Source organism: Mesorhizobium sp. M0016 (assembly GCF_040324035.1).
In the GTDB taxonomy this organism is placed as follows: domain Bacteria; phylum Pseudomonadota; class Alphaproteobacteria; order Rhizobiales; family Rhizobiaceae; genus Mesorhizobium.
Map to the genome: position 1 here is coordinate 23490 of NZ_JAMYVM010000020.1, position 25475 is coordinate 48964.

Sequence of the window (25475 nt, forward strand, 5' to 3'; positions counted from 1 at the left end):
TCGTCGGAGAGACAAGTGACCGCTGCCAGGACCAGAACCGAAACCGACACGTTCGGCCCCATCGAGGTTGCCGCCGACCGTTACTGGGGCGCGCAGGCGCAGCGTTCCCTCGGCAATTTCAGGATAGGCTGGGAAAAACAGCCGGCCTCGATCGTGCGTGCGCTCGGCATCGTCAAGCGAGCGGCGGCGGAAGCCAATATGGAGTTGAAGCGGCTCGATCCGGCAGTCGGCAAGGCGATCATCGAGGCGGCGCAAGAGGTGATCGACGGCAAGCTGAACGATCATTTCCCGCTGGTCGTCTGGCAGACCGGCTCGGGCACGCAGTCCAACATGAACGCCAACGAGGTGATCTCCAACCGGGCGATCGAACTTCTGGGCGGCGTCATGGGCTCGAAGAAGCCGGTGCACCCTAACGACCACGTCAATATGAGCCAGTCGTCGAACGACACCTACCCGACAGCCATGCACATCGCGTGCGCCGAGCGCATCGTGCACGATCTGCTGCCGGCGCTGAAGCATCTCCACGCTGCGCTCGAGGTCAAGACGAAGGCCTTCGCCCACATCATCAAGATCGGCCGCACCCATACGCAGGACGCGACACCCCTCACGCTGGGCCAGGAATTTTCCGGCTACGCCGCGCAGGTGGCCTCTTCGATCAAGCGCATCGAGATGACGCTGCCCGGCCTGCAGGAACTGGCGCAGGGCGGCACCGCCGTCGGCACCGGCCTCAACGCGCCGGTCGGCTTTGCGGAAAAGGTGGCGGCGCGCATCGCCGAAATCACCGGCATCACCTTCGTCACCGCGCCGAACAAGTTCGAGGCGCTCGCCGCGCATGATTCCATGGTGTTCTCGCATGGCGCCATCAACGCGGCGGCCGCCGCCCTCTTCAAGATCGCCAACGACATCCGCTTCCTCGGCTCCGGCCCGCGCTCGGGCCTCGGCGAACTGTCGCTGCCGGAAAACGAGCCGGGTTCCTCGATCATGCCGGGCAAGGTCAACCCGACCCAATGCGAGGCTCTGACGCAGGTCTGCGTGCAGGTGTTCGGCAACAACGCCTCGCTGACCTTCGCCGGCAGCCAGGGCCATTTCGAGCTCAACGTCTATAACCCGCTGATGGCCTACAACTTCCTGCAGTCGGTGCAGCTGTTGGCCGACGCTTCGATCTCCTTCACCGACAATTGCGTCGTCGGCATCGAGGCGCGCGAAGACAACATCAAGGCCGCGCTCGACCGCTCGCTGATGCTGGTGACAGCGCTGGCGCCGACGATCGGGTACGACAATGCCGCCAAGATCGCCAAGACCGCGCACAAGAAGGGCACCACCTTGCGCGAGGAAGCACTGGCCACCGGGCTGGTCAGCGAGGCAGACTACGACCGGCTGGTGCGGCCGGAGGACATGACGCATCCGGGTTAAGCGATTCCAGGGGAAGTGCCTTCCTCGAAGCGCGCAGCCCTTCCTCTTTGGAATTGCGTCAACTAGAAATCCGAATTGTGTGGCGGGACAATTTGCTCCCGCCGCTGCTGGCCGCGACAAGAATTTTGCGTCGGTCGAACGATCCCGAAATGTACATCCTGTGAACAATGTGTCGCCGGACTGGCGGCTTTGGTGAACAGTCGGCTTGGTCTATCTGACCGGGACATCAACCCTTTTCGGAGAGCCACCATGTCCATCAACACTTCCGCTGCCGGCGCCGGCATCGCGTCCAACAGCTCCACCACCATCCTGCTCGGCCGCATCCTGCTCGCCGCCATCTTCCTGCTTTCCGGCTTCGGCAAGCTCACCGCCATTTCCGGCACCGCCGGCTATTTCGGCGCGATGGGCCTGCCGGTGCCGACCATAACGGCCATTGTCGTCGGCCTGATCGAATTGCTCGGCGGCCTTGCCGTGCTCGTTGGCTTTCAGACCCGCATCGCCGCCTGGGTGCTCGCGGTCTTCACCATCGCCTCGGCCTTTGTCGCCCATACCGGCTGGGCCGACCAGAACCAGATGATCCATTTCCTGAAGAACGTCGCCATCACCGGCGGTTTCCTGCTGCTGGCTTCCTCGGGCCCTGGCGCCTACTCGATCGACGCCAAGCGCGGCTGAGCTTTCCCTCCCAAGCCTGAAAAAAGCGGCGTGGAATTTTCCACGCCGCTTTTTCGTTGTCTGCCCAAGCGCGCGCCCGTCCCATCCCTGCTAGGATCGGTCTCGAAACAGCCGGCGGACAGACAACGGAGATGACCATGCCCCGCGATGCATTGCTTCTGATTTCCCGGCTGCTGCTCGCCGCCCTGCTCGTTCCCTCCGGCTACCACGCGCTCGCCGACATTGCCGGGACGACCGGCTATTTCGCCGGCCTCGGCATGCCATTGCCGACGCTTGCTGCCTGGGGCACCGGGCTGTTCGAGTTGATTGCCGGTCTCTTGATACTGGTCGGCTTTCAGACGCCGGTCGTTGCGATACTTCTTGCCGCTTTCTGCATCGTTGCAGGCTCCATCGGCCACTACGGCCAGGGCGGCGATGACCCGATGCTCACCTTCCTGCACCAGCAGATGCTGATGAAGGATATTGCCATCGCCGGTGGATTCCTGGCGCTAGCCATGGCCGGCGCCGGGGCCTGGTCGATCGACGGGCGCCGCGCCGCGGTCTGATATCGTCAAATATCGTCCCAGGTTGATCCCTCGCCGAGGCAGGTCGACCCCCACTCCGTCTCGGCTCCGCCGAGCCACCTCTCCCCCGATCGACGGAGTAGAGGAAGGGCTCGAGCCTATTGCCGCCAACGCTTTCCAACGAGGCTCCCTTCCTTTCCCTCCGGAGGGGGAAGGTGGCGGTGCGAAGCAGCGACGGATTGAGGAAGCCGGTCCTCGAACGCGAGGCCGACGACGACATGGTTTTGCTGTCAGGCCGCGCCTACTTCACCGACACGCTCTGCCCACCCTCGACCGCCAGCACCAGCCGGCGGTTGGTGATCCGCGCCAGTTGCGCCAGCCGTCCGGCCGGGCGTTCGCCGTAAAGATCGGAAAGTGAGGCCGGTAGCACCAGCGCCAACGTGCCATTGCCGCGGTTTTCCCATTTCAGCCGCGGCATGACGCCGGGCATGGCCGCAGTCAGCAGATAGACGACGCGCAGCACCGCCGCTAGGATGCGGGCGCGCTCGAGATAGCGCGGCGTCGCCAGGCCGCGGATTTCCGGCGCCGCATCGTTGAACACGCCTTCGTGGCGGAACAGGCCGACCAGCGCCAGGAAGGCTCGGCCGGGGTGATCGACGCCAATGAAGGAGGCGTGGGCAATGATGTTGAGCGACTGCTTGCCGCGATATTCCGGGTGTGCGCGCCAGCCTATATCGGCCAGCAGACAGGCAGCGTGGCGATAGCGCGCCTCATCCTCCGTCTCGTCGATGCCGAAGGCGGCAAAGGTCTTGTCCGTCCATTCGACAAGCTCATGCGCATGGGTGACCGAGCGCGACCGCAGCCGCGCCAGTTCCTCCGAAGCGGAGACCAGCGGATCGGCCTTCTGCTCGGCAGGGTCGAGCAGCGAATAGAGAAACCCTTCGCGCACGCCCAATGCCGAGACGATGATCTTCGACGGCTGCATCGCCGCCATGATCTCCTGCAGCACGACCGCGCCATAGGGCAGCAGCGAACGGCGGTTCTTCGACACGCCTTCGATGCCCTTGACCTTCTCGATCTCGCCTTTCGCCACCTGCTTCAGGAAATTGGCGGCGCTGTCGACACCGATCTCATAGTGGTGCATGACGCCAAGGGGGTAGTTGGTCATTTCCATGTGCAGCCGGGCAAGGTTTCGCCAGGTGCCGCCAACGGCGTAGAAGGGCCGTCCCTGCCCGCCCTTCAACAATTTGGCGCGCGCCAGTTCGTCGCGGGTGATCTTTGTCGCCTGGGCGAGCGAATTCCTGGCCATGTCCTGCAGCCGCAGGCCACCCAGCGGCAGCGTGATGCCGTCGCCGATCGCCTCGCCATTGATGTCGATAAGCTCCAGGCTGCCGCCGCCAAGATCGCCGGCAATGCCATTGGCGGGGTGGAAGCCCGAAATGACGCCAAGCGCCGAATAATGCGCCTCCTGCCGGCCAGTGAGCACGCGGATCTCGGTCTTGAGCACATCCTGGGCCCGGTGGATGAAATCGGGGCCGTTGATCGCTTCGCGGGCCGCGGCCGTTGCCAGCACAAACATGTGCTCCGCACCCGCCTGGTCGGAGAGCGCGCGGAAACGGCGGAACTCCTCCATCGAGCGCGTCACCGCCTCGGGATCGAGCTTGCCGGTCGAAACGATGCCGCGGCCGAGACCGGCCAGCATCTTTTCGTTAAACAGCAAGGTCGGCGAGCGCGCCAGCCCTTCATAGACGACAAGGCGGATCGAGTTCGAGCCGATGTCGATGATGGACAGCGGCCGGCGATCCTGCAGCCGGCCTTGGGACGTTGAAATCATCAGCCGGTGTTCTTCTTGCGACGCTTGAACTGCGCGATGCGCTTGGGCGCATGCGACTTCAGCGCGTCACCCCGTCCCGACAGGCTCGGATTGGTCATGAAATATTCCTGCGCGTTGAACGGTTCCTCACCCTCCTCCAGCACGACGCGCCGGGAGGTTCCGTCAGCCAATACGTCGAAACTTTGCTGGTTGTCCATGATGTTGCCCAGCATGATCTGGCCAAGGATCTGTTCATGCACCGTTGGATTGGTGATCGGCACCATGGTCTCGACGCGGCGGTCGAGATTACGTGGCATCAAGTCGGCCGAGGCGATGTAGACGATCGCCTCGTCCGACGGCAGGCCATGGCCGTTGCCGAAGCAGTAGATGCGGCTGTGTTCGAGGAAGCGGCCGACGATCGACTTGACCCTGATGTTTTCCGACAGGCCGGGCACCTGCGGCCGCAGGCAGCAGATGCCGCGCACGACGAGATCGATCTCGACGCCGGCACGGCTGGCGTCATAGAGCGCGTCGATGATGTTGGGATCGACGAGCGCGTTCATCTTCATCCAGATGCGCGCCGGACGGCCAGCCAGCGCGTAGGCGACCTCGTCGGCAATGTGCTTGAGGATACGGCTGCGCAGCGTAAACGGCGAGATGGCGATCCGCATCTCATCGGTCGGCTCGGCATAGCCGGTGATGAAGTTGAACAGCTGGGCGACATCGCGCGCGATCGTCGGATCGGTGGTGAAGAAGGACAGGTCGGTGTAAATGCGCGCTGTCACCGGATGGTAGTTGCCGGTGCCGAGATGCACATAGTTACGCAGCTTGCCGTCCTCGCGCCGCACCACCAGCGACATTTTCGCATGGGTTTTGAGTTCGAGGAAGCCGAACACGACCTGGACGCCGGCGCGTTCGAGGTCGCGCGCCCAGCGGATGTTGGCTTCCTCGTCGAAGCGCGCCTTGAGCTCGACCAGGGCGGTCACCGACTTGCCTGCCTCGGCCGCGTCGACCAAGGCGCGCACGATCGGGCTGTCGTTGGAGGTGCGGTAGAGCGTCTGCTTGATCGCCACCACCTCAGGGTCGGCCATCGCCTGGCGCAGGAATTGGACCACCACGTCGAAGGATTCATAGGGGTGGTGGACGACGATGTCCTTCTCGCGGATGGCCGCGAAACAGTCGCCGCCATGCTCGCGGATGCGCTCGGGAAAGCGTGGATTGTAGGGGGTGAACTTCAGGTCGTCGCGCGGCACGGCGACGATCTCGGAAATCTGGCTGAGCGCCAGCGGGCCGGTCAGAACGCTGATGCGACTCGAAGAGACGCCAAGCTCGCCGGCGACGAACTCGCGCAATTCGCCGGGCATCGACTTGTCGAATTCGATGCGGATGACCGAACCGCGGCGGCGGCGCTTCAGCGCCGTCTCGAACAGGCGCACGAGATCTTCCGACTCTTCCTCGACCTCTATATCGCTGTCCCGGATGATGCGGAAGGTGCCTGAACCCTTGACCTCATAGCCGGGGAACAGCTTGCCGATATAGAGGCCGACAGCCTCCTCCAGTGGAATGAAGCGAACGTGCTGCTTGCGGTCGGGCAGACGGATGAAGCGCTTCAGCGCCACCGGCAGGCGCAGAAGCGCGCTCATCTCCTCGCCATTCTTGCGATGGCGCAATTGCAGCGCCATCGAGAAGCCGAGATTGGGAATGAACGGAAACGGATGCGCCGGGTCGATCGACAGTGGAGTCAGCACCGGGAAAACCTGGTCCTGGAAATGGTCTTCCAGCCAGACTTTTTCATCCTTGGTCAGTGCATCGCGGGTGATGCTCTCAATGCCTTCCTTGTTGAGCAGCAACATCAGCGCCGAAAGGCTATTCTGCTGGTCCTCCTGCAGCCGCTCGACCTCGCGCAGTAATTGTTCCAGCTGCTGCTCCGGCGTGCGGCCGTCGGGGCTCTTGAGCGCAATGCCTTCGCGCACCTGGCCCGCAAGGCCGGCGACGCGGACCATGAAGAATTCATCGAGATTGGCGGCCGAAATCGACAGGAAACGGACGCGTTCGAGCAGCGGATGGTGCTCGTTCTGTGATTCCTCGAGCACACGCCGGTTGAACTGCAGCCAGGAGAACTCACGGTTGACGAACCGATCGGGGTTGCCGCCCTCGGGGCTCGCCACCTCGACATTGATGAATTCGCTCTGCACCGGCTTCAGTTCGTTCATGGTTCCTGCTCTTCCCCGCCAACCGTCCCTTGGAGCGCCGCTGGACGTGCCATGCCTCTAACACGCTTTTGTGACGCATGGCCCTTCGGCGAAAACCGTTCCGATTTCAGGGACATGCACTTAACCGGCTCACCGTATCCTCTGACAGGCTTTTGCGACAGTTTCATTTCATCGATCTTGCAAACAGGCCTGTTATGTTCCAGATGCTTTTCGACGAGATCAAGGAGACGACGATGGCAGGCGGTTCCATTCCCCACTTCCAGAACGATGCGGGCCATCCGGCAATCGACATCGGCGTCAAGGAATTCATGTGCACCGGCGCCAACCCGCCCTTCGACCATCCACACGTGTTCCTCGACATGGGCGACGACAATGAAAAGGTCTGTCCCTACTGCTCGACGCTCTACCGCTATTCGGCGAAGCTGAGGGCGACGGAAACGCTGCCGGCTGGTTGCCTTTATATCGACCAGGCCGCCTGATCCTTCCGCGACAAGCCCGATGGAAGACATCAGGTCCCGGCAGGTCATAATCGCCGGGGCCGGCATCGCCGGGCTGACCGCTGCCCTTGCCTTCGCCGGACGGGGTTATCCGGTAAAGCTGATCGAACAGGCACAGCACCTAGAAGCGGCCGGCGCCGGCATCCAGCTTTCGCCCAACGCAACACGCATTCTTGGAAAACTCGGCGTGCTCGACCGACTGCTGCCCGCAGCGTTGCGGCCGGAAGCGGTCGTGCTCAAGGACGCCGGGACGCTGCGCGAACTGGCGCGGGTACCGCTCGGGCACGCCGCCGAAGCGCGCTGGCAGTCGCCCTATCTTGTCGCCCATCGCGCAGATCTGCAGGCAGCGCTGCTGGGGCAAATGGCTGAACGGTCGCAGATTGAGCTCATCACCGGCGCCCGCGTGACCGGCATCGTCAAAGACGCGCAATATGTCGCCGTGACCGCCGAAGTGGACGGCCGCGAGATCGAGGCACGCGGCAAACTGCTGGTCGGCGCCGACGGCGTCTGGTCGGCGGTCCGGGCGCAACTCGCAGGCGAGGACTTCGTCAAAAGCCGTTTTTCGGGCGAACTCGCCTGGCGAGTCACGATCGCGGCCGACGGTGCGGCCGGAGAAGGCTTTGTCGCGATCGGCGCCGCCGACTGCGTCACCACGTTCCTGCATCCTGGCTTCCACATGGTCGCCTACCCCGTCAGCAAAGGCCGGGCCTTCAATCTCGCCGCCTTCACCAAGGGTGAGCGCATGGCCGAAGGTTGGTCGGGCCATGCCGATCCCGCGATCCTCACGGCTGCCCTGCGCGGCACCGCGCCGGGCCTGACGAAGCTTGTGGCACTGGCCGGCCCATGGACGGCCTTTCCGATCCACACCGTCGAACAACAGCGGTGGACGAGCCCGCGGGGCATCGCGCTGATCGGCGACGCTGCGCATGCGATGACGCCGTTTGCCGCACAGGGCGCGGCAATGGCGATCGAAGATGCCATCACGCTTGCCGACGCTATCGCCGATTTCCCTGGCGATCTGCCCAGAAGTTTTCAAATCTGGGAAAATCTTCGGCGGCCGCGTGTCGCCAAGGCCGCGCGTCGTGGGGCCGTAAACCGCCTCGCCTGGCATGCTGCCGGCCCGGTGGCGATCGCCCGCAATCTGTTCCTGGCCATGCGCTCGCCCGACAAGCTCGCCGCCGACCTCGACTGGCTCTATGGATGGCGAGCGGACACTCGGCAGTCTAGATCGTCGACGTAGCGATCCTTCCCACTCCCCTCTGTCCTGCCGGACATCTCCCACTCAAGGGGGGAGATTGGATGTCGCCGTCGCCTTCGCCAAAATCGCCGGCGTTGCAGCAGGAGCGCGGGCAAAACGGCTGATCTCCCTCTTGCGGGGGAGATGGCCGGCAGGCCAGAGGGGAGTGCTGTCCCGCTGACTTCAAAAGATCCAACACTGTCGCGGTGCGATGAAGGACTGCTAGTTATAAAACCGCATTGAAAATCCCAGCGAGGCCGGCAGCGGGTTCCACCAGCCGGTGCGCAGGCCGGCGGTGCGCAGGCCGGCGGCTGTCCAGGTGTTACAGCCGACAAGCGCGTTGAAATGGCCGTTCGCCTCGAAGAAGCGGTCGAAGCTGGAATAGGCGGCGTTCTCGATGACGACCGGACCATGCGGCCCTTGCTGGAAACTCGCGTCGATATAGTCGAGCAGCGCTGCAAAACGTTCCTCATCGATGTCAAAACCGGTGACAGCAGGGTGCGGCTCGGCGATGGCCCCGGCGATATCGACATGCATGACCGAGGCGTCCAGTGTCAGCGCCTTGAGGACGGGCACTGCTTTCAGCTGCGACCAGCTCGGCGTCTCCAGATAGAAGGCCCGGCCGCCCCAGCCAAAGACGATGTAGCGCACTTCCGGGGCGTCGACAGGGATGCCGGCAGCGACCAGGAAATGGAAGCGCCGGCGCACCTCGTCATCGACGGGAATGGCGATGTCGGTGTGGATCGGATTCTCCAGCACCAGAATATGGCGCGTGCCCTCACCCGCTGCTGACGCCGGCCACAGCGGACGCGGCACCAGCGTGCCGAGCGTGGCAGCGAGCGCGACCACGATAATCAGCATGGCCACGAAACGCAGGGCTTTTCTCATGCGGCGGCGGCTTTGTGTTTCAATGGAGAAGATCGACCCCAGATAGCAAAAGAGCCCGGCCGCATTGCGGCCGGGCTCTTTTGGTTCGCATGAAAATGCTCAGTGCAGGATCTGCGACAGAAACAGCTTCGTGCGCTCGTGGCGCGGATGGTCGAAGAACTCGGCCGGCGTGTTCTGTTCGACGATCTGGCCCTGATCCATGAAGATCACCCGGTTGGCGACTTTGCGGGCAAAGCCCATTTCGTGGGTGACGCACAGCATGGTCATGCCTTCCTCGGCCAGGCCCACCATCGTCTCCAGCACTTCCTTGATCATTTCTGGATCGAGCGCCGAGGTCGGCTCATCGAACAGCATGATGCGCGGATTCATGCACAGCGAACGCGCGATCGCCACGCGCTGCTGCTGGCCGCCCGACAGCTGGCCCGGATATTTGTTGGCCTGTTCGGGGATCTTGACGCGCTTGAGGAAGTGCATCGCGATTTCCTCGGCCTGCTTCTTCGGCGTCTTGCGCACCCAGATCGGTGCCAATGTGCAGTTCTCCAGGATGGTCAGATGCGGGAACAGGTTGAAGTGCTGGAACACCATGCCGACCTCGCGGCGCACCTCGTCGATCTTCTTGAGATCGTTGGTGAGTTCCTTGCCGTCGACGATGATCTTGCCCTTCTGGTGCTCTTCCAGCCGGTTGATGCAGCGGATCATGGTCGATTTGCCCGAGCCCGAAGGACCGCAGATGACAATGCGCTCGCCGCGCATCACCTTGAGGTTGATGTCCTTCAGGACATGGAACTCGCCATACCATTTGTGCATGCCGATGATGTCGATTGCGACATCGGTGGTCGAGATGTGCATCTTCTTGGCATCGACCTTGATCTCTTCGGCGCTGACCGCGTTTTCTATGACCATGGCAGGTTCCCCTTTTTGTTCTGTCTTTTAGCTATGATGCATGTCGTTGTCCCAAAACCGCTAAACACTTTTGGGCGACATGCATCAACGTTTGTGGCCGGTGTCGAGCCGGCGTTCCGTGTACATCGAATAGCGCGACATGCCGAAGCAGAACAGCCAGAAGACGAAGGCTGCAAAGATGAGACCGGATCTCGCGGTCTGTGGCGTCGCCCAATTGGCGTCCGAGAAGTTCTGCTTGACGACGCCAAGCAGGTCAAACATCGAGATGATGATGACGAGGCTTGTGTCCTTGAACATACCGATGAAGGTATTGACGATGCCGGGGATGACCAGCTTCAGTGCCTGCGGCAGCACGATCAGCACCATCTTCTGCCAGTAGCCCAGGCCAAGCGAATCCGCACCCTCATACTGGCCCTTGGGGATCGCCTGCAGGCCGCCGCGCACCACTTCGGCCATATAGGCGGCGGCAAACAGCGAGACGCCGATCAGCGCCCTGAGATATTTGTCGAACGAAACCCCGGCGGGCAGAAACAGCGGCAGCATGACGCTGGCAAAGAACAGAACGGTGATCAGCGGGATGCCGCGAACGAACTCGATGAAGACCACGCACAGTGTCTTGACGATCGGCATCTTGGAGCGCCGGCCGAGCGCCAGCACGATGCCCATCGGCAGCGACACGGCAATGCCGACAAAGGACAGACTCAGCGTCACCAGCAGCCCGCCCCATAGCTGGGTCTCCACATGCGGCAGGCCGAAGATGCCGCCGACCAGGAGCACGAACGCGATGATCGGCAGTGCCAGGAATAGAAGAATGGCGTTCAACCCCTTCCGCGGCACGCGTGGCATCAGCAACGGCACCAGCAGCGCCACGAACAGGACGGCGACCAGGATCGGCCGCCAGCGCTCTTCCAGGGGATAGCGGCCAAGCATCAACTGGCCGAACTTCGCGTTGACGAAGGCCCAGCAGGCGCCTGACCAGCCGTCCGGCTGGATGCCGCCTTGCGCCACCGTGGCGCATACAGTCCGGTCCGGCCCCGTCCACTGGGCGTTGATGAAGGCCCAGTTGACGACGGGCGGCACGATCATCACCACCAGCGCAATAGCCACTACAGTCAGGATGACGTCGCCCACCGAACCGATCAGGTTCTTGCGAACCCAGGCCAAAGGCCCCCGCACGCCGGCCGGGGCTTGTTGAGCGAGTGCCATTTCGGTCCGCACCCAGGAGGTATCATGTTCCTGCATGGTCTTACCTCTCCACCAGCGCCATCCTGGCGTTGACCACATTCATCACCGCCGACGTCACCAGGCTGATGATGAGATAGACGACCATCATGATCAGCACACCCTCGACCGCTTGACCGGTCTGATTCAGCACTGTGCCGGCGATCGCCGTCAGGTCGGGGTAACCGATGGCAATGGCCAGCGACGAGTTCTTTGTCAGGTTGAGATACTGGCTGGTCAGCGGCGGGATGACGATCCGCATGGCTTGGGGAACGACGACAAGCCGCAGGATAGATCCCGGCCGCAGCCCCAAGGCGCCAGCCGCTTCGGTCTGACCCTTGCTGACGCCGAGAATGCCGGCGCGCACGATCTCGGCGATGAAGGAGGCCGTGTAACAGGACAGCGCCAAATAGAGAGACAGGAACTCCGGCCCGATCTGAAAGCCTCCGGTCAGGTTGAAGGTCGATTGTTTTGGAAAGTCGAAGCTCAAGGGAAAGCCGCTCAGTGCATAGGCCAGGAGCGGAAGGCCGACGATCAGCGCCGCCGAAGTCCAGAATACGGGAAACTGCTGGCCGGTTGCCATTTGCCGCTGGCGTGCCGTGCGCGCGACAAAAAAAGCCATGGCGATGCCGACAAGCAAGGCGACAAACATCAGCCAGGAGCCGTCGCCCCAGATAGCGCGCGGAAAATAGAAACCGCGTTGGTTGAGGAAAGAGCCGAACGGCAAATTGAAACTGTCGCGAGGCGCCGGCAGTACCGCGAGCACGCCTGAATACCAGAAGAAGATCACCAGCAGCGGCGGGATGTTGCGGAACACCTCGACATAGACCGTGCAAATCTTGCGAACCAGCCAGTTGCGCGATAACCGGCCGACGCCGACAATGAAGCCAATGATGGTCGCGGTGATAATGCCGGCAACGGCGACGATAATGGTGTTGATAAGCCCGACGACAATGGCCTGGCCATAGGTCGAATCGGAATCATAAGCGATGGGCCTGACTGGAATGTCAAAGCCTGCTCGGTTGTTCAGGAAGCCAAAACCGGAAGTAATATGCAGGCGCTGCAGGTTGACGATGACGTTGTGGACGATCCACCAGACGCCCGCCACCAGCAAGATGACAACCACCGCCTGGAAGAAAAACCCGCGGACTTTCGGATCGTTGATGAAGGAACCGCGGCTCGGCTCCTCGCGAAGAACTTCCTGCGACGCCATTGCTCATCCCCTGGAAAGAGAAACCGGAAGGCAGATGATCTGCCTTCCGGATCACATTTCGATCAGCGGATCGGCGGTGCGTATTGCAGGCCGCCCTTGGTCCACAGCGCATTGATGCCTCGCGCGATCTTCAGCGGGCTGCCGGTGCCGACATTGCGCTCGAACATCTCACCGTAATTGCCGACTGCCTTGACGATGTTGACGACCCAGTCATTGCTCACGCCAAGGTCGGTTCCGATCTTGGTTTCGGCTTCCTGACCGAGCACGCGCTTGATCTCCGGATTATCGGAGGTCTTCATCTCTTCGACATTGGCCTGGGTGATGCCCAGTTCCTCTGCCTGCAACAGGGCGAAGTAGGTCCACTTGACGATGTGGTACCACTGGTCGTCCCCCTGGCGTACGGCGGGGCCGAGCGGCTCTTTGGAGATGATCTCGGGCAGCACGACATGGTCGGCCGGCGCACTCAGCGTCAGGCGGATGCCATAGAGGCCGGATTGGTCGGTGGTGTAGACGTCGCAGCGGCCGGCGTCATAGGCAGCGTTGACCTCTTCCAGCTTTTCGAAGACGACCGGGTTGTACTCCATCTTGTTCGCCTTGAAGTAATCGGCGAGGTTGAGCTCGGTCGTGGTGCCGCTCTGCACGCAGACTGCCGCACCTGAAAGCTGCAGCGCCGAATTGACGCCAGGCAGTTTCTTGGCGTTGATCATGAAACCCTGGCCGTCATAATAGGTGACGCCGATGAAGTTCAGGCCAAGCGCGGTATCGCGATTGATGGTCCATGTGGTGTTGCGCGACAGGAGATCGATCTCGCCCGACTGCAACGCGGTGAAGCGCTCCTTGGCGCTGAGCGGCGTGAACTTGACCTTGGAGGCATCGCCGAAGACTGCACCAGCGACAGCGCGGCAGAAATCCGCGTCGATGCCTTTCCAATCGCCTTTGTCGTCAGGCGCCGAGAAGCCGGCCAGGCCCGTCGAGACACCGCACTGGATGAAGCCCTTCGCCTTGACGGTATCGAGCGTTGTCGCCGACGCGGCCGAAGCCATCCATCCAAGCGCAGCGGCACCGAGAATGCCAATTGCAATATGTTTCATAACCCACAGACCCTTTTCTGTTTTCAGGTAAACCCTGATCCTCAGGCAAATCCTGATCTTTTCCCGCGTGAACCCGGCTCCCATCCGGCTCATTCCGGAACCTCGCGTCGTAACCGACGCCCGGCCCCTCCCATTCACGAACTGCATCGAAGGCGATTATCTCTGTGAGGTCAAGGGAAATGACCGTTTCACGACAGCTTTGAAAACCAATTGCCGCAAATGCCTGAATTGCAGACAACAGCATCAGGAAAGCAGCAAGCCCCGCAAATAAAACCGGCAAAGTCCGTCGACGCTAATCCACATCCACTCATGAAATCCGCGGCTCTGGATCGCCACGCTTTCCAGACTATTCATGGGGGAATTGGCCTATGCAAAGGGCACCGCCTGGCGGGCGCCCGCTGTTGCACGGCCAATGCCGCCGCTCTATGGCTAGCGCTTTCACCACAAGGCGAAGAGAAATGGCGACTGACGGCAACGAAATGGGTATCAACACGCGGCTTGCCCATTCGGGCAACAATCCGCACGACTATTTCGGCTTCGTCAATCCGCCGATCGTGCATGCCTCGACCGTGCTCTATCCCAATGCGTCGGTGATGGCGGCGCGCAGCCAGAAATACACCTATGGCACACGCGGCACGCCGACCACCGATGCGTTGGCGCATGCGATCGACGCGCTGGAAGGCTCCGCCGGCACAATAATCGTGCCGTCGGGCCTGGCGGCGGTGACCGTCCCGTTGCTGGCGTTTCTCTCGGCAGGCGATCACATCCTGATTGTCGATTCCGTCTACCATCCGACCCGCAATTTCGCCGACACGATGCTGAAGCGGCTGGGTGTCGAGGTCGAGTATTACGATCCGCATGCCGGCGCCGGCATCGCCAGCTTGATCAAGCCGAACACCAAAGTCGTGTTTACGGAATCACCGGCCTCCAACACCTTCGAGGTGCAGGACGTTCCGGCGATCGCCAAGGCGGCGCATGAAACGGGCGCCATCGTCATGATGGACAACACCTGTGCAACGCCGCTCTATTTCCGTCCGCTCGACCACGGCGTCGATATCTCGATCCATGCGGCGACGAAATATCCGGCCGGGCATTCGGACGTGCTGCTGGGCACAGTGTCTGCCAATGCCAACTGCTGGAAGCAGCTTTGCGAGACGTTCTACACGATGGGCTGCTGCGCCGGCCCCGACGACGTCTACCAAGTCCTGCGCGGCCTGCGCACGATGGGCGTTCGGCTGGATCACCATCAAAAGAGCGCGCTTTCGATTGCCACCTGGCTTGAAGGCCAGCCCGGCGTGGCCCGCGTGCTGCACCCGGCGCTTCCCAGCCACCCCGACCACGCGGTGTGGAAGCGTGATTTTTCCGGCTCGAGCGGCATCTTTTCCATCGTGCTCAAAGGCGGCGGCCAGAGACAGCAGCATGCCTTCCTCGATGCGTTGAAAATCTTCGGTCTCGGCTATTCCTGGGGCGGCTATGAGAGCCTTGCCGTGCCGGTCTTCCTCGGCGACCGTACCGTCGCCAAGGGCCCCTATGACGGCCCGCTGATCCGGCTGCAGATCGGGCTCGAGGATGTCGAGGACCTCAAGGCCGATATCCTGCGCGGGCTGGAAGCGGCCGCTGCGGCATGACACCAGCAAACTTGCGAAGCTGATTCCGCTGGTCGCCCAACCCGTTGAAAGGGTTGGCGAGCGACTTTCGCAGGCGATCGACGTCGCAAAGCCGCTCATGGGTCGACCAAGCGCAATGTTATTTCCCCAATGCGCGCTTTTTCGGATCGGTTTGACTTTCAAAATCGTCGGTCCAACGCCATTGCAGGCGCTGCGCGCACAATTCCAGCCTGACTGAGCTTGCCATGGCCTTTCGTCTCTTTGTCCCCATTCTCGCCGGCGCGACGCTGCGCGAGCGCCTCATCGCCTGCATCGGGGCGATGATCGGCATTGCGCTGACCGGCGCGATCGGCGCGCTGGTGCTTGGCAATGGCCCGCATGTGCCGCTGCTGGTGGCGCCGATGGGGGCGTCGGCGGTGCTGCTGTTTGCGGTGCCTGCAAGCCCGCTGGCGCAGCCATGGTCGATCATCGGCGGCAATACAATATCGGCGCTGGTCGGCGTGATCGTGGCCCATTTCGTCCATCAGCCCGTTCTCGCCACGGGCATTGCCGTGGCGATGGCGATCGCCGCCATGTCGTTCTCGCGCTGCCTGCATCCGCCGGGCGGAGCCGCCGCACTGACCGCCGTGCTCGGCGGGCCGGCCGTGATCGGTGCGGGCTTCCTGTTTCCGTTCGTGCCGGTGGCGCTGAACTCCATGATGCTGGTCGCGCTCGGCTATGCTTTCCACAGGCTGTCGCGACGCAGCTACCCGCATGTGCCGGCCCCTGCCCCGAAAAGCACGCACGGAACCATCGATCCGCCGGCTCAGGAGCGCATCGGCTTCCGGGCCGAGGACATCGATGCCGCGCTGGCTGCGCTCGACGAGACCTTCGACATCGACCGCAACGATCTCGAACAGCTGCTGCGACAGGTCGAACTGCAAGCGGCGATGCGCGCACACCGAACCATGTTGTGCGAGGACATCATGTCCCGCGACGTGATTTCGGTCGATGAACACGCGTCCGCTGATCGGGCGCGTCATCTGCTGCTCGACCACAATATCCGCACGCTGCCGGTTGTCGACAAGGACGCCAGGCTGGTCGGCACCGTTGGATTAAGGGAATTGGCGCGAGCCGACGAAGCCGTCGGAAGCGTTACCTCGACAGCGTCGACCGCCGCCGCCGGTACGCCCGCCATGGCGCTGCTACCGGTGCTCACCGACGGCCGCACCCATGCAGTCATCATCTTGGACGGGGACAGCCGCATCCTTGGCCTGATCACGCAGACCGACCTGCTTGCGGCCACGGCGCGAGTGCAGGCTGCTGACAAGCCGCTGGCGGAAGCAGTATTCTAGGCGCCGTCGGAGCCGGGCGAAAATGGCCGGGAACCTTTTGCCGGCGATGTCATCCAATGTCTATCGAGGTTTCGGACGGGGATTGGATCGAGGAACTGGCCATGCCTGCTATGTCTGTACCAATGCCCACGGCTGCTTCAAGCGAGATGCTTCTCGTGCGCCGCGCGCTGGCACGCGAAGGCAACGCCTTCCGCATCATCATGAAGACCCATAATCAGCGGCTCTATCGCATCGCTCGCGGGGTGGTGCGCAACGATGCCGAAGCCGAGGACATCGTCCAGGAGGCCTATGTCAGAGCCTTTGCCCATCTCGATGCCTTTCGCGGGGAGTCCTCATTGGCCACCTGGCTGTCGCGCATCGTCATCAACGAGGCGCTCGGCCGTCTGCGCAAAAGGCGGCGGACGGTGGCGAAAAACCCGCAAGCCGAAATCATCCAGTTCCCCCTCAATCCCAGCGACGATCCGGAGCGGACGATGGCGCAGCGGCAGATCCTCGAGTTGGTGGAACGGGCGACCGACAGCCTACCCGATGTTTATCGGACGGTGTTCGTGGCGCGGGTTATCGAGGGGCTCAGTATCGAGGAGACCGCCGAGCTGCTTGGCGTGCGGCCGGAAACCGTCAAGACAAGGCTACACCGCGCCCGCGCCCTGGTACGCAAGGCACTCGACGACCAGATCGGGCCGGTGCTGCTCGACGCCTTCCCGTTTGCCGGCCGGCGCTGCGACAGGCTGACCAGCGCCGTCATGCAGCGGCTCGGCCTGGAGAGCTGATCATCGGCTGATTTGGCCGATTTCCCCGGGAACGTTTGCCGCCGCTGCGCATCCAATGACCGTCAACTCAAAAACATGGCCCGGCGCGATCCCGCGTCCGGGCGAAGGAGATGCCATGCTTACCCGACACACCGCCGCCCTCGCTGCCTTGCTGCTGCTTGGCGCTGCCCCGCTCGCGCAAGCCGCCGACAAGCCGACGGACCCGCAGATCGCCCACATCGCCTACACGGCAGGCGTCATCGATGTGGAAGCCGCCAAGCAGGCGATCAAGAAATCGAAGACCAAGGAGGTCGTGGATTTCGCCAACGACATGGTGCGCGACCACGAAGCGGTCAACGCGCAGGCACTGGAACTGGTAAAGAAGCTGAAGGTGACGCCGGAAGACAACGCAACCAGCCAGGCGCTGACCAAGGCTGCGGCCGAGGAGCGGGCGAAGCTCGCCAAACTCGACGGCGCAGCCTTTGACAAAGCCTATGTCGACAACGAGATCGCCTACCACAAACAGGTCGACGGCGCGCTTGAAACCCTTTTGATCCCATCGGCCAGCAATGCCGAGTTGAAGAGCCTGCTGCAGACCGGCCTGAAGATTTTCCAGGGCCATGAACAGCACGCCGAGCATGTTGCAGGTATGCTGAAGTAAGGACCAGGCCATGTCGAAACGGCTGCTATGGATTGCACTGGCGCTGGTCTTCGGGACCTCACCCGTGCAGGCCGAAACCATCCAGGTCACCATCGACAAGCTTGTCTTTTCGCCGGCCACCGTCGAGGCGAAGGTCGGCGACACGATCAAGTGGGTGAACAAGGACGTGTTCGCACATACGGCTACCGTCAAGGGTGGCTGGGAAGTGATGATCCCGCCGAAGGCAACAGCGAGCCTGACCCTGCGGAAGGCGGAAGCGGTCGAATATTTCTGCCGCTTCCACCCCAACATGAAAGGTCATGTGGCCGTGACGGCGCCTTGATCCCGGTCCGCAAGCCCGTCCTGCTGCGTTGAGGCTCGCCTGGCTTCATCCGGCCGGGTGATGTGCGTCCACGAGCCGTGACAGCCCGGCTGGCGGCGTGCGATCCAGGCATCCAGCCCTTCGCGCAGATCAGCGGTCGGAGCCATGCGGGCGAACTGCTCGGCCTCGACAGCCAAGCCATCCGCGATGCTCTGGTTCAGGCCGCGCGCCACTGCTGTGAGGATCGAGGCAATTGCTGCAGGAGAATGCCTGGTCATGCGCCGGGCGAGATCAATTGCGGCGGGCATCAGCTCCTCATGCGGCACCACCTGATTGACGAGGCCGAGTTCGAGGGCGCGCGGCGGCGGGAACCAATCGCCGGTCAACAGCAGCTCGAGCGCCCGCTTGCGCCCTGCCAGCCTCGGAAGCCGCTGCGTGCCGCCGAAAGCAGGCGGCATTGCAAGGTTGATCTCAGGCTTGGCGAACAAGGCGCGGTCGCTGGCGATAGCGAGCGGCACGGCTTCGGTGATCTCGCAGCCGCCGCCGAAGGCGATGCCGTTGACGGCGGCGATGACGGGCTTGCGGAACGCCTCCAGCCTTGCGGTCAGGCGCTGTCCGCGCATGACGAAGTCGCGCAGGGCAACGTCGACGCCGATGTCCACGCTGCCTGAGAATTCATGGATGTCGCCGCCGGCGGAGAAGGCGCGCTCTCCTGCTCCAGTGAGGATGACGGCGCGGATGGCATCGTCGGTCTCGACGGCATCGAGGAGCGCAAGCAGGCGATCAATCAGCGCATAGTTCAAGGCGTTGAGCTTTTCCGGCCGATTAAGTGTGAGGATGGCGATCCCGTTGCGGGCCTCGGTGAGCACAAGCTCGGTCATGTCTTTTCCTTCCCTGTGTTTGTCGACGGAGAGGATCAGGCTTTCGGTTGTATGTATATTCACTAGTCGGTATACTTGCGTATGAGCCAAGCACCAAGCCCTACCCGCAAACGCATTGTCGATGCCGCAACGAAGCTGTTCTATGCCGAGGGGATCGGCCGCGTCAGCGTCGATGCAGTGGCGGAAAAAGCCGGGCTGACCAAGCGCACGCTCTACTATCATTTCAAGAGCAAGGACGATTTGATCGCGGCCTATCTCGACGGTCGCGACCAGCCGAACCTCAAGCAGATGGCCGGCTGGTTCGAGACGGCCGAAGGCGATGTCGAGCGCAAGGTCGAGGCGATTTTCACCAATCTGGCGCGCGTGGCGAAGCACCCGAAATGGAGAGGCTGCGGCTTTCTGCGCACGGCAGCCGAACTCGCTTCCATGCCCGGACACCCGGCCGTTAAAGCGGGCGCGCGGCATAAGCAGAATTTCGAGACCTGGCTGGCCGGCGAACTCTCAGGCCACGGCGTCGACGAGCCGCAGACCCTGGCGCGCGAAATCGTGCTTTTGATGGACGGCGCGTTCTCGATCATGCTGATCCACCGCAACCCCGACTATGTCGAGGCGGCCGGACATGCCGCTGCAACGCTGGTTCGGGCAAGGTCAGGATCGGCGACTATCCGCTAGAGCGTTCATCGTTTAATGAAGACGGCGAAACACGCTATCTCTTTGTTTTGACGCAATTCCGGACCGAAAAACCGCTTCACACTTTTTCCTGGAATTGCTCTAGAATCCAGCCGCCAGCCATGCCGTCCCGACGGCAAGGGTCAGCAGCGTCAGTGGCAGGCCGACCTTGAAGAAGGCTGAGAAGGACAGCTGCGTGCCGGCCGCCCGCGCCTGTTCGGCGACGATCAGGTTGGCGACTGAGCCGAGCAAGGTGAAGTTGCCCGCCAGCGTCGAGCTCATCGCCACCACCAGCCAGGCACGCCCGGGGTTTTCAAGGCCGGGTATGAATGGCCGCAGCGCCAGCACGGCCGGAACATTGCTCATGATGTTGGAGAGCACCGCGGTGAAGCCCGATAGACGCCAGACGTCGTCCAGCCCGAGGTTCTTGGCCGAGGCGATGATGTCGGGCGTCAGCAGCGTCTTTTCGGCGCCGGCGACAACGATGAACAGGCCGGCGAACATGAACAGCAGCGGGCCGTCGATCTCGCGGTAGATGCGGGCCGGCTTGATGGCGCGGGTGAGCAGCAGGATGGCCCCGCCGATGAGCGCTGCCTTGGCAATCGGAACGCCGGCGAAGAAGGCGATGGCCAGGCCAATGCAGACAACCACCGCCTTCAGCACCTGTCCCGGCAGCATGCGGCCGCGATAGACTTCCGGGTTGAGATCGGCGGGGCGGGCGAATTCGGCGCGGTAGACGATGCGCACGATGACGACGACCGCGACGAGGCCGAAGAGGGCAACCGGCGCCAGGGCGGCCGAAAAGGCTGGGTAGGAAATTCCCGACAGCGCGCCGATGACCATGTTCTGCGGGTTGCCGGTGATGGTGGCGACGCTGCCGCAGTTGGACGCGGTGGCGGTGGCGATCAGATAGGGAATGGGATTGCGATTGATGACACGGGTGACGTGGACGACGATCGGCGCCATGACCAGGCAGATGGCGTCGTTGACCAGGAACGCCGACAACACGCCGGTCAACAGCGTCACCATCACCAGCAGCACGAAAGGCGCGTGCGCATGCTCGATAGCGTAGGCGCCAAGCGCCCGGAAGGCGCCGGACACCTTCAGATGCGCCACCACGATCATCATGCCGAGCAGCAGCGTAATGGTGTCGAAATTGATGGCGCGATAGGCATCTTCCATACTGAGTGCGCCGATGGCGATCATCGCCGCCCCCCCCAGCAAGGCGATCCCTGCCCGGTCGAGACGGAGGCCTGGAATACGCCCGACTGCGACGCCGGCATAAGTCAGGACAAGGATCAAAAGTGCCGCTGCGCCCATCAATGTCATTGGCAGACATCCTTGTCCAAACGAACCGACGCAGGAACGGACTGTTCCCGCTCAGGCATTTGCCGGGCAGCTTTAACGCCGCTCCAGCAAAGCGAAAGCCTATAACGATCCGAATGCGAAAATCGGTGGGCAAAATCGCGGGTCGACCGATGCCGGGAGCAACCGGAGCTTGATCTTGAGACGGCCGAAATTGGGAATGAGACACGCGCGGCGGACTGCGGCGGACTGAGATCGCCATCCGCGAAACTTCCCCCTCGGAAGGCTCGTGATCTATGTGATTAAATTCTAATTTAGGCTTTCCGGGTATGGATAGCTTAGCCGTATTTCGGCCTTGGGGTTTCAGATGGTCCAGGTTCTTGAGAGGGAATGCCGTGTCTCGGAAAACGAGGCTCTGCTGGCGCGTCCGATAGAATGTCCACAATGCCACGGAACCCGCAAGGTGTTTGTCTGTGCCCGGTGGGCGAGCTCGAACGGCCATTGCTGCCCTGGAGGAACACACCGGCTCAGGTGCCCCGGTCACAGCGTCACGTGCATGGAGTGCGAAGAGAACCTTGAGCGTATCTGAAAGCGATCGCGACCATTTCCTGTTCGGAAAACGCAAAAAGCCCGCTCCGGCGAACCGGAGCGAGCTTTGCAACCATACGCCAAGAGTACCCTGCTGAGACCAGTACCCTGCCGAGAGCCGACCCGCTTTGCGTTTCCGCCACTGCAATAAATTGGTAGCGGCACTTCCAGAAAAAGCGATTGTTGGCTAACCGCCGTCGGATTACTCGCCCGACTGGCCGTCGCCAGTCACACTGCTGCCCAGAATTCCAAAGTCCTGAGACTTAGTTCCTTGTCCCGCAGTCAGGAATCCATCCGCATCCAGGCCGCGCCGCAGCAGTTCCCGCACCGCCGCGGACCGGCTTGGCATGCGCTTTTCGAAGCGCCAGTTTTCCAAGGCAGCCAATTCCTCGGCTGTCAGCATGATCTGCAGTCGCTCGGGTCGTTCCAGCTCGGCCATTCGCGCCTCCAACCGTCAAGACCAAAAATATGGTGAGTTAGTATGTGTCTCAATTGCAGTATAGCTAGGGGTCCCCGTGCAGCGCGTCAAGAGAGGCTGATGGGTGACTCACATACAAGACCAACGATGAGGAAGACACGCCGATAGCACAACCCGCGCAGTCTGCTAACTACTTGATTTACCTGAGAATATTTTATATTCTTCTTGCCATCGGAAGGTCGTTGGCGCATCTTGACCACGACGGGACAACCGGCTCCTGAAAGGAAGGTTTCCATGCGCTACGGATATTCGGCTCGGCTACGGGAGGATCTCAATTCACGGGTCCTGGGCGCGCTGCGCTCGCGCGGAATGGTCAATATTGCGGTGGTTGCCGAGGACATACGATTGCGTAACCTGGACGAGAACGTCGCCCTTGAAGATGTCGAGCGGCTTGTGATGCAGACGGCCCAACTCTACGGCGCGGTGATGGAATTGGACGGACTGACCTCCGTCGAGGCGGGGAGATTGACTTCGCTTGCCGACGATAAGCACGAACTGTCTGGCATCGGCAATTCCGACACCACAGGCGGCCAAACCGCTCCCCTGCTGGGATTGTCCTAAGGCGCGACCCGCTCTTTCAATCGACAAAATCCGCGAGAGAGATTTGGACCGAGCGCAGCGGCGCCTGGAGCGTCCAGACGACGCCTTGTTCCCCAAATTCCAGTTGTCCGGTGCCGCTAAGCGCTTGTGGTGCAACCCGCTTGAGCACGACGGAGCCAAAACCGCGGCGCGTCGTCCCACTCAGGTTCGGCGGCCTCGTTGTAGAAGGTGATGCGGCCCTGTGTGTCGATGGTGTAGGCTGCAACGGGCAACGCTTCCAACAAACTGGCGGGCCCGACACCTGGGATTCCAATCCCCGCATGTTGGATGACGTATTCCCCTACCCCAAATTCCCCACCTGCTCGATTTGCCCGTTCCGCGGTAGCTGAGATGCACGTGCGAGGTTTCGGTTCCCGTCGTCCCCTTGGGACGGCAATTGTTCTCCTCAGAAAAGGCGATCACCCGCCGGGCGGCGCCGGATCTCAGGGCTCGCGCAAATGTCGACAACGAAGCGCAACTCAGGCCGTCTTTGTCGGAAGCTCGTCAACCCGAGGCGGTTCTCCCGTTAGCCCCGCCTGACGCCAGCAACAAGTTGCCTGGAACTGTGTCGCCGATGGCAAACGACAACATTGCGGCAAACAGGCCCTGATCGGCATCCAGCTTCAAAGGCCGCGGAACGTTGTTTCGCAGCCTTTACGCTGCGCCGATGGCTTCGCATCGACAGGAACCAATCAAGGGCCAGAGCGTTTGCCGCTGCGTACTCTTCTCAGACGTAGCCAGACGGAGTGAGGGACATGGCTTCATCGGTACTTATCGGCATTCTGATCACTTTCCTGGTGATCATCCTGGTGCTCTATCTCATCCAGCGTCTGCCGCTCGATGGCCGCACGAGGCAGATCGCGCAGATCGTTGTCATCATTATCGGCATCATTTCGCTGTTGAAGTACCTGGCCGTATTTTAGGATAAGGATCGCCATGACATCCCAAACAATCGCATGGATCATTGGAACGGCGTTGTTTGCAGCAACAAGCACGGCCTACGCCCGACCCGACACGCGTTCGATGAGCTGCGAGGAGACGCAGCACCTGATCCAGAGCCATCACTCGGCGGTGTTGACGACCGGCCGGAATACTTACGATCGCTATGTCCGCCAATACGGCAACGAGTGCGACTGGCCGGAGGTGCCGGTCGCTGCCTCCGTTCCGACACGTGATGGCCAGTGCCGTGTCTATTGGTGCCGGGAACCGGTGTTCGATTTCCCGAACTGACATATCCAGCAGCCTTGCGGCGGTCGTTGCCATGGCGCTCCCGGGTTCAGACGATGCATTGCGCGAGGCGACATGGAACCCTTGCGCCGCGCGTGAATTGATTGTGCGCATGGCGCTGCAAGATGTAGCGGTGTGATGCCCAACCAGATGGAGGAGCGGTCATGCCCAATGATACAAGGCGGAGCGGCAGCTGCCTGTGCGGCGGCATCCAGTTTTCGGTGACGGGAGATCCCTTTCGGATTGGCCTTTGCCATTGCAAGGACTGCCGCAAGGCTAGCGGGTCGGCTTTTTCGGCGTTTGCAGTGTGGCCGCTCGAGGCGTTCGAAACGACGGGTATCGTCAACAGCTACGGCGACAGAAGTTTTTGTCCCACCTGCGGCGGCCGGGTCCCTTTGGTTCGTGAGAATGAGGTGGAAGTGACGATTGGCAGCCTCGATGAGGTGCCCACCGAAGGGCTGGAGCCCAGCTATGAACTCTGGGTCAATCGCCGTGAGCACTGGTTGCAACCCTTGCCTGCCGCCCGGCAAATCGAGCACGACCGGGTCGATGACGAGCCGACAAACCGGACAGCCGAACCGATTTCTGACGGTGTCGAGACGCCGTCTAGCTTGCCGCAACGCAAGTCGGCCTAGCGCGAGCGGCGCAGACAGCCGGCAGGCAGGAAATCGTTCTCGAAACCGCCCGATGCCGACAGGGCCGGGTCCGACAACATTTCACCCGGTAGAAGCCAAACGCAAAAAGCCCGCCTTGGCGTCAGCCAAGGCGGGCGGTAGATCATCCGGCCTGCGCTGCCGTGGAACGATGGGTTGGCCAAAGCCCTGGGCTGAGACCCGGTGCCGTTTGTAAGCGGCGATTGACTACGGAGCGGCCCGGTCAGCTGGAATTCGTCTTGTGGTTGCAACCATGGTACGTTTTGTTTGGAAACGAGAGCTTAAGACCACGCAATATCGTTACGTCAACTACGCTGCCCAAGTATCTCGTGGTGTGAACTGGAGGAACCTTCCTGACTTGTACAAAAGAACGCTTTGTTTATTTTGTTTCCGTCACATAGTGTAGCGAATCTTGAAGCCGGATGGGGCGGCTTTCATGCAGCCAGCGCCTTCGCAGGATTGCGGTCCGCACGTGCAATATCCACTTCACGGCAATCTTCATGCAAGCATAGCCAGCGCAAAGTTCATACGCAGACCTTGGGGGGCACCGATGGACCAGCCGAGCAAAATGGAGAACCTGCAGTTCGCGCAAGGGATACTGCGGGAGCTTAGGCAGAAAGCCGAAGCCGACGGCGAGAAGCTTCTGACTTATCTCATCGACATGGCCTACCTTGAAGCCAGCGACCGCATCCGTGCACATTGGGTCGGCAATCACGAGCCCGAAAACCGCAGGGCCAAGGGGTAGTGTCAAGGGGTAAACCCGAAACGGGGCTATGGTT

The 25475-nt window shown here is 61.9% G+C and carries 26 protein-coding genes; 16 read left to right on the plus strand and 10 right to left on the minus strand.

Annotated elements, in window-relative coordinates; translation table 11 throughout:
* Positions 1-15 precede the first annotated feature (15 nt).
* The 3 genes from fumC to NKJ88_RS24390 all read left to right on the plus strand — a co-directional run bounded on the left by fumC (position 16) and on the right by NKJ88_RS24390 (position 2630).
* Positions 16-1413 carry a class II fumarate hydratase gene (gene fumC / locus NKJ88_RS24380; RefSeq protein ID WP_023743009.1) on the plus strand — a complete coding sequence of 466 codons (1398 nt, stop codon included), beginning with the start codon at positions 16-18 and terminating at the stop codon, positions 1411-1413.
* Positions 1414-1662: 249 nt separating this feature from the next.
* Positions 1663-2085, plus strand: a complete 423-nt coding sequence (locus NKJ88_RS24385) for a DoxX family protein (RefSeq protein ID WP_023671490.1) — start codon at positions 1663-1665, stop codon at positions 2083-2085.
* Between the two features lie 137 nt (positions 2086-2222).
* Positions 2223-2630 (plus strand): DoxX family protein, encoded by a 408-nt coding sequence (locus tag NKJ88_RS24390; RefSeq protein WP_023712732.1) that lies wholly within the window; start codon positions 2223-2225, stop codon positions 2628-2630.
* A 259-nt stretch (positions 2631-2889) separates the two neighbouring features.
* Here the strand turns inward: NKJ88_RS24390 and ppx are convergent, their stop codons facing one another.
* Both ppx and NKJ88_RS24400 read right to left on the minus strand, forming a co-directional pair.
* Positions 2890-4422 carry an exopolyphosphatase gene (gene ppx / locus NKJ88_RS24395; protein WP_023820015.1) on the minus strand — a complete coding sequence of 511 codons (1533 nt, stop codon included), beginning with the start codon at positions 4420-4422 and terminating at the stop codon, positions 2890-2892.
* Positions 4422-6614: an RNA degradosome polyphosphate kinase gene (locus tag NKJ88_RS24400; protein ID WP_023700662.1), complete on the minus strand. Its 2193-nt coding sequence runs from the start codon at positions 6612-6614 to the stop codon at positions 4422-4424. The genes ppx and NKJ88_RS24400 overlap by 1 nt, the downstream gene beginning before the upstream one ends.
* Before the next feature lie 233 nt (positions 6615-6847).
* On the opposite strand from NKJ88_RS24400, the gene NKJ88_RS24405 reads away from it, so the two are divergent.
* The gene (locus tag NKJ88_RS24405; RefSeq protein WP_023705697.1) at positions 6848-7093 is read left to right on the plus strand and encodes a zinc-finger domain-containing protein; all 246 of its coding nucleotides are present in this window, start codon (positions 6848-6850) and stop codon (positions 7091-7093) included.
* A gap of 19 nt (positions 7094-7112) precedes the next feature.
* Entirely contained in the window at positions 7113-8351 is a 1239-nt protein-coding gene (locus tag NKJ88_RS24410) for an FAD-dependent monooxygenase (protein ID WP_023824490.1), read from the plus strand.
* Positions 8352-8570: 219 nt separating this feature from the next.
* Here NKJ88_RS24410 and NKJ88_RS24415 read toward each other — a convergent pair whose 3' ends face one another.
* The 5 genes from NKJ88_RS24415 to NKJ88_RS24435 all read right to left on the minus strand — a co-directional run bounded on the left by NKJ88_RS24415 (position 8571) and on the right by NKJ88_RS24435 (position 13664).
* The gene (locus tag NKJ88_RS24415; RefSeq protein ID WP_023824489.1) at positions 8571-9236 is read right to left on the minus strand and encodes a TIGR02117 family protein; all 666 of its coding nucleotides are present in this window, start codon (positions 9234-9236) and stop codon (positions 8571-8573) included.
* A 99-nt stretch (positions 9237-9335) separates the two neighbouring features.
* The gene (locus NKJ88_RS24420) at positions 9336-10139 is read right to left on the minus strand and encodes an amino acid ABC transporter ATP-binding protein (protein ID WP_023671483.1); all 804 of its coding nucleotides are present in this window, start codon (positions 10137-10139) and stop codon (positions 9336-9338) included.
* Positions 10140-10223: 84 nt separating this feature from the next.
* The gene (locus tag NKJ88_RS24425) at positions 10224-11381 is read right to left on the minus strand and encodes an amino acid ABC transporter permease (RefSeq protein ID WP_023700666.1); all 1158 of its coding nucleotides are present in this window, start codon (positions 11379-11381) and stop codon (positions 10224-10226) included.
* Between the two features lie 4 nt (positions 11382-11385).
* Complete coding sequence (locus NKJ88_RS24430; protein WP_023671481.1) at positions 11386-12573, minus strand: amino acid ABC transporter permease; 1188 nt, start codon at positions 12571-12573, stop codon at positions 11386-11388.
* A 62-nt stretch (positions 12574-12635) separates the two neighbouring features.
* Positions 12636-13664 (minus strand): amino acid ABC transporter substrate-binding protein, encoded by a 1029-nt coding sequence (locus NKJ88_RS24435; protein WP_023671480.1) that lies wholly within the window; start codon positions 13662-13664, stop codon positions 12636-12638.
* A 458-nt stretch (positions 13665-14122) separates the two neighbouring features.
* On the opposite strand from NKJ88_RS24435, the gene NKJ88_RS24440 reads away from it, so the two are divergent.
* The 5 genes from NKJ88_RS24440 to NKJ88_RS24460 all read left to right on the plus strand — a co-directional run bounded on the left by NKJ88_RS24440 (position 14123) and on the right by NKJ88_RS24460 (position 18337).
* Positions 14123-15292 (plus strand): cystathionine beta-lyase, encoded by a 1170-nt coding sequence (locus NKJ88_RS24440; RefSeq protein WP_352445860.1) that lies wholly within the window; start codon positions 14123-14125, stop codon positions 15290-15292.
* A gap of 224 nt (positions 15293-15516) precedes the next feature.
* A complete protein-coding gene (locus tag NKJ88_RS24445; RefSeq protein ID WP_023700669.1) occupies positions 15517-16605 on the plus strand; it encodes an HPP family protein in 1089 nt (362 codons plus the stop codon).
* 101 nt (positions 16606-16706) lie between these two features.
* On the plus strand, positions 16707-17375 hold the full coding sequence (locus tag NKJ88_RS24450; protein ID WP_023743964.1) for an RNA polymerase sigma factor: 669 nt from the start codon (positions 16707-16709) through the stop codon (positions 17373-17375).
* Between the two features lie 115 nt (positions 17376-17490).
* Positions 17491-18015 (plus strand): DUF4142 domain-containing protein, encoded by a 525-nt coding sequence (locus NKJ88_RS24455; RefSeq protein ID WP_023697729.1) that lies wholly within the window; start codon positions 17491-17493, stop codon positions 18013-18015.
* Positions 18016-18025: 10 nt separating this feature from the next.
* The gene (locus NKJ88_RS24460) at positions 18026-18337 is read left to right on the plus strand and encodes a cupredoxin domain-containing protein (RefSeq protein WP_023671475.1); all 312 of its coding nucleotides are present in this window, start codon (positions 18026-18028) and stop codon (positions 18335-18337) included.
* On the opposite strand, the gene NKJ88_RS24465 is transcribed toward NKJ88_RS24460, so the two are convergent.
* Complete coding sequence (locus tag NKJ88_RS24465) at positions 18313-19197, minus strand: crotonase/enoyl-CoA hydratase family protein (RefSeq protein ID WP_023697731.1); 885 nt, start codon at positions 19195-19197, stop codon at positions 18313-18315. The two genes, NKJ88_RS24460 and NKJ88_RS24465, sit on opposite strands and share 25 nt — an antisense overlap.
* An 81-nt stretch (positions 19198-19278) precedes the next feature.
* Between NKJ88_RS24465 and NKJ88_RS24470 the strand changes: the two genes are divergently transcribed.
* The gene (locus NKJ88_RS24470; RefSeq protein ID WP_023700673.1) at positions 19279-19869 is read left to right on the plus strand and encodes a TetR/AcrR family transcriptional regulator; all 591 of its coding nucleotides are present in this window, start codon (positions 19279-19281) and stop codon (positions 19867-19869) included.
* A gap of 99 nt (positions 19870-19968) precedes the next feature.
* Here NKJ88_RS24470 and NKJ88_RS24475 read toward each other — a convergent pair whose 3' ends face one another.
* Both NKJ88_RS24475 and NKJ88_RS24480 read right to left on the minus strand, forming a co-directional pair.
* Positions 19969-21195, minus strand: coding sequence for an anion transporter (locus NKJ88_RS24475; protein ID WP_352445864.1), 1227 nt, complete (start codon positions 21193-21195; stop codon positions 19969-19971).
* Positions 21196-21961: 766 nt separating this feature from the next.
* Complete coding sequence (locus NKJ88_RS24480) at positions 21962-22198, minus strand: hypothetical protein (protein ID WP_023671471.1); 237 nt, start codon at positions 22196-22198, stop codon at positions 21962-21964.
* Between the two features lie 273 nt (positions 22199-22471).
* On the opposite strand from NKJ88_RS24480, the gene NKJ88_RS24485 reads away from it, so the two are divergent.
* The 5 genes from NKJ88_RS24485 (at position 22472) to NKJ88_RS24505 (ending at position 25441) form a co-directional block, all read left to right on the plus strand.
* Positions 22472-22798: a hypothetical protein gene (locus tag NKJ88_RS24485; RefSeq protein WP_023727873.1), complete on the plus strand. Its 327-nt coding sequence runs from the start codon at positions 22472-22474 to the stop codon at positions 22796-22798.
* Between the two features lie 773 nt (positions 22799-23571).
* Complete coding sequence (locus NKJ88_RS24490) at positions 23572-23739, plus strand: Thivi_2564 family membrane protein (protein ID WP_023671469.1); 168 nt, start codon at positions 23572-23574, stop codon at positions 23737-23739.
* Between the two features lie 13 nt (positions 23740-23752).
* Positions 23753-24046 carry a hypothetical protein gene (locus NKJ88_RS24495; protein ID WP_023814798.1) on the plus strand — a complete coding sequence of 98 codons (294 nt, stop codon included), beginning with the start codon at positions 23753-23755 and terminating at the stop codon, positions 24044-24046.
* 161 nt (positions 24047-24207) lie between these two features.
* The gene (locus tag NKJ88_RS24500; RefSeq protein ID WP_023814799.1) at positions 24208-24678 is read left to right on the plus strand and encodes a GFA family protein; all 471 of its coding nucleotides are present in this window, start codon (positions 24208-24210) and stop codon (positions 24676-24678) included.
* Positions 24679-25246: 568 nt separating this feature from the next.
* A complete protein-coding gene (locus NKJ88_RS24505) occupies positions 25247-25441 on the plus strand; it encodes a hypothetical protein (RefSeq protein ID WP_352445867.1) in 195 nt (64 codons plus the stop codon).
* The last annotated feature ends 34 nt before the right edge of the window (positions 25442-25475 follow it).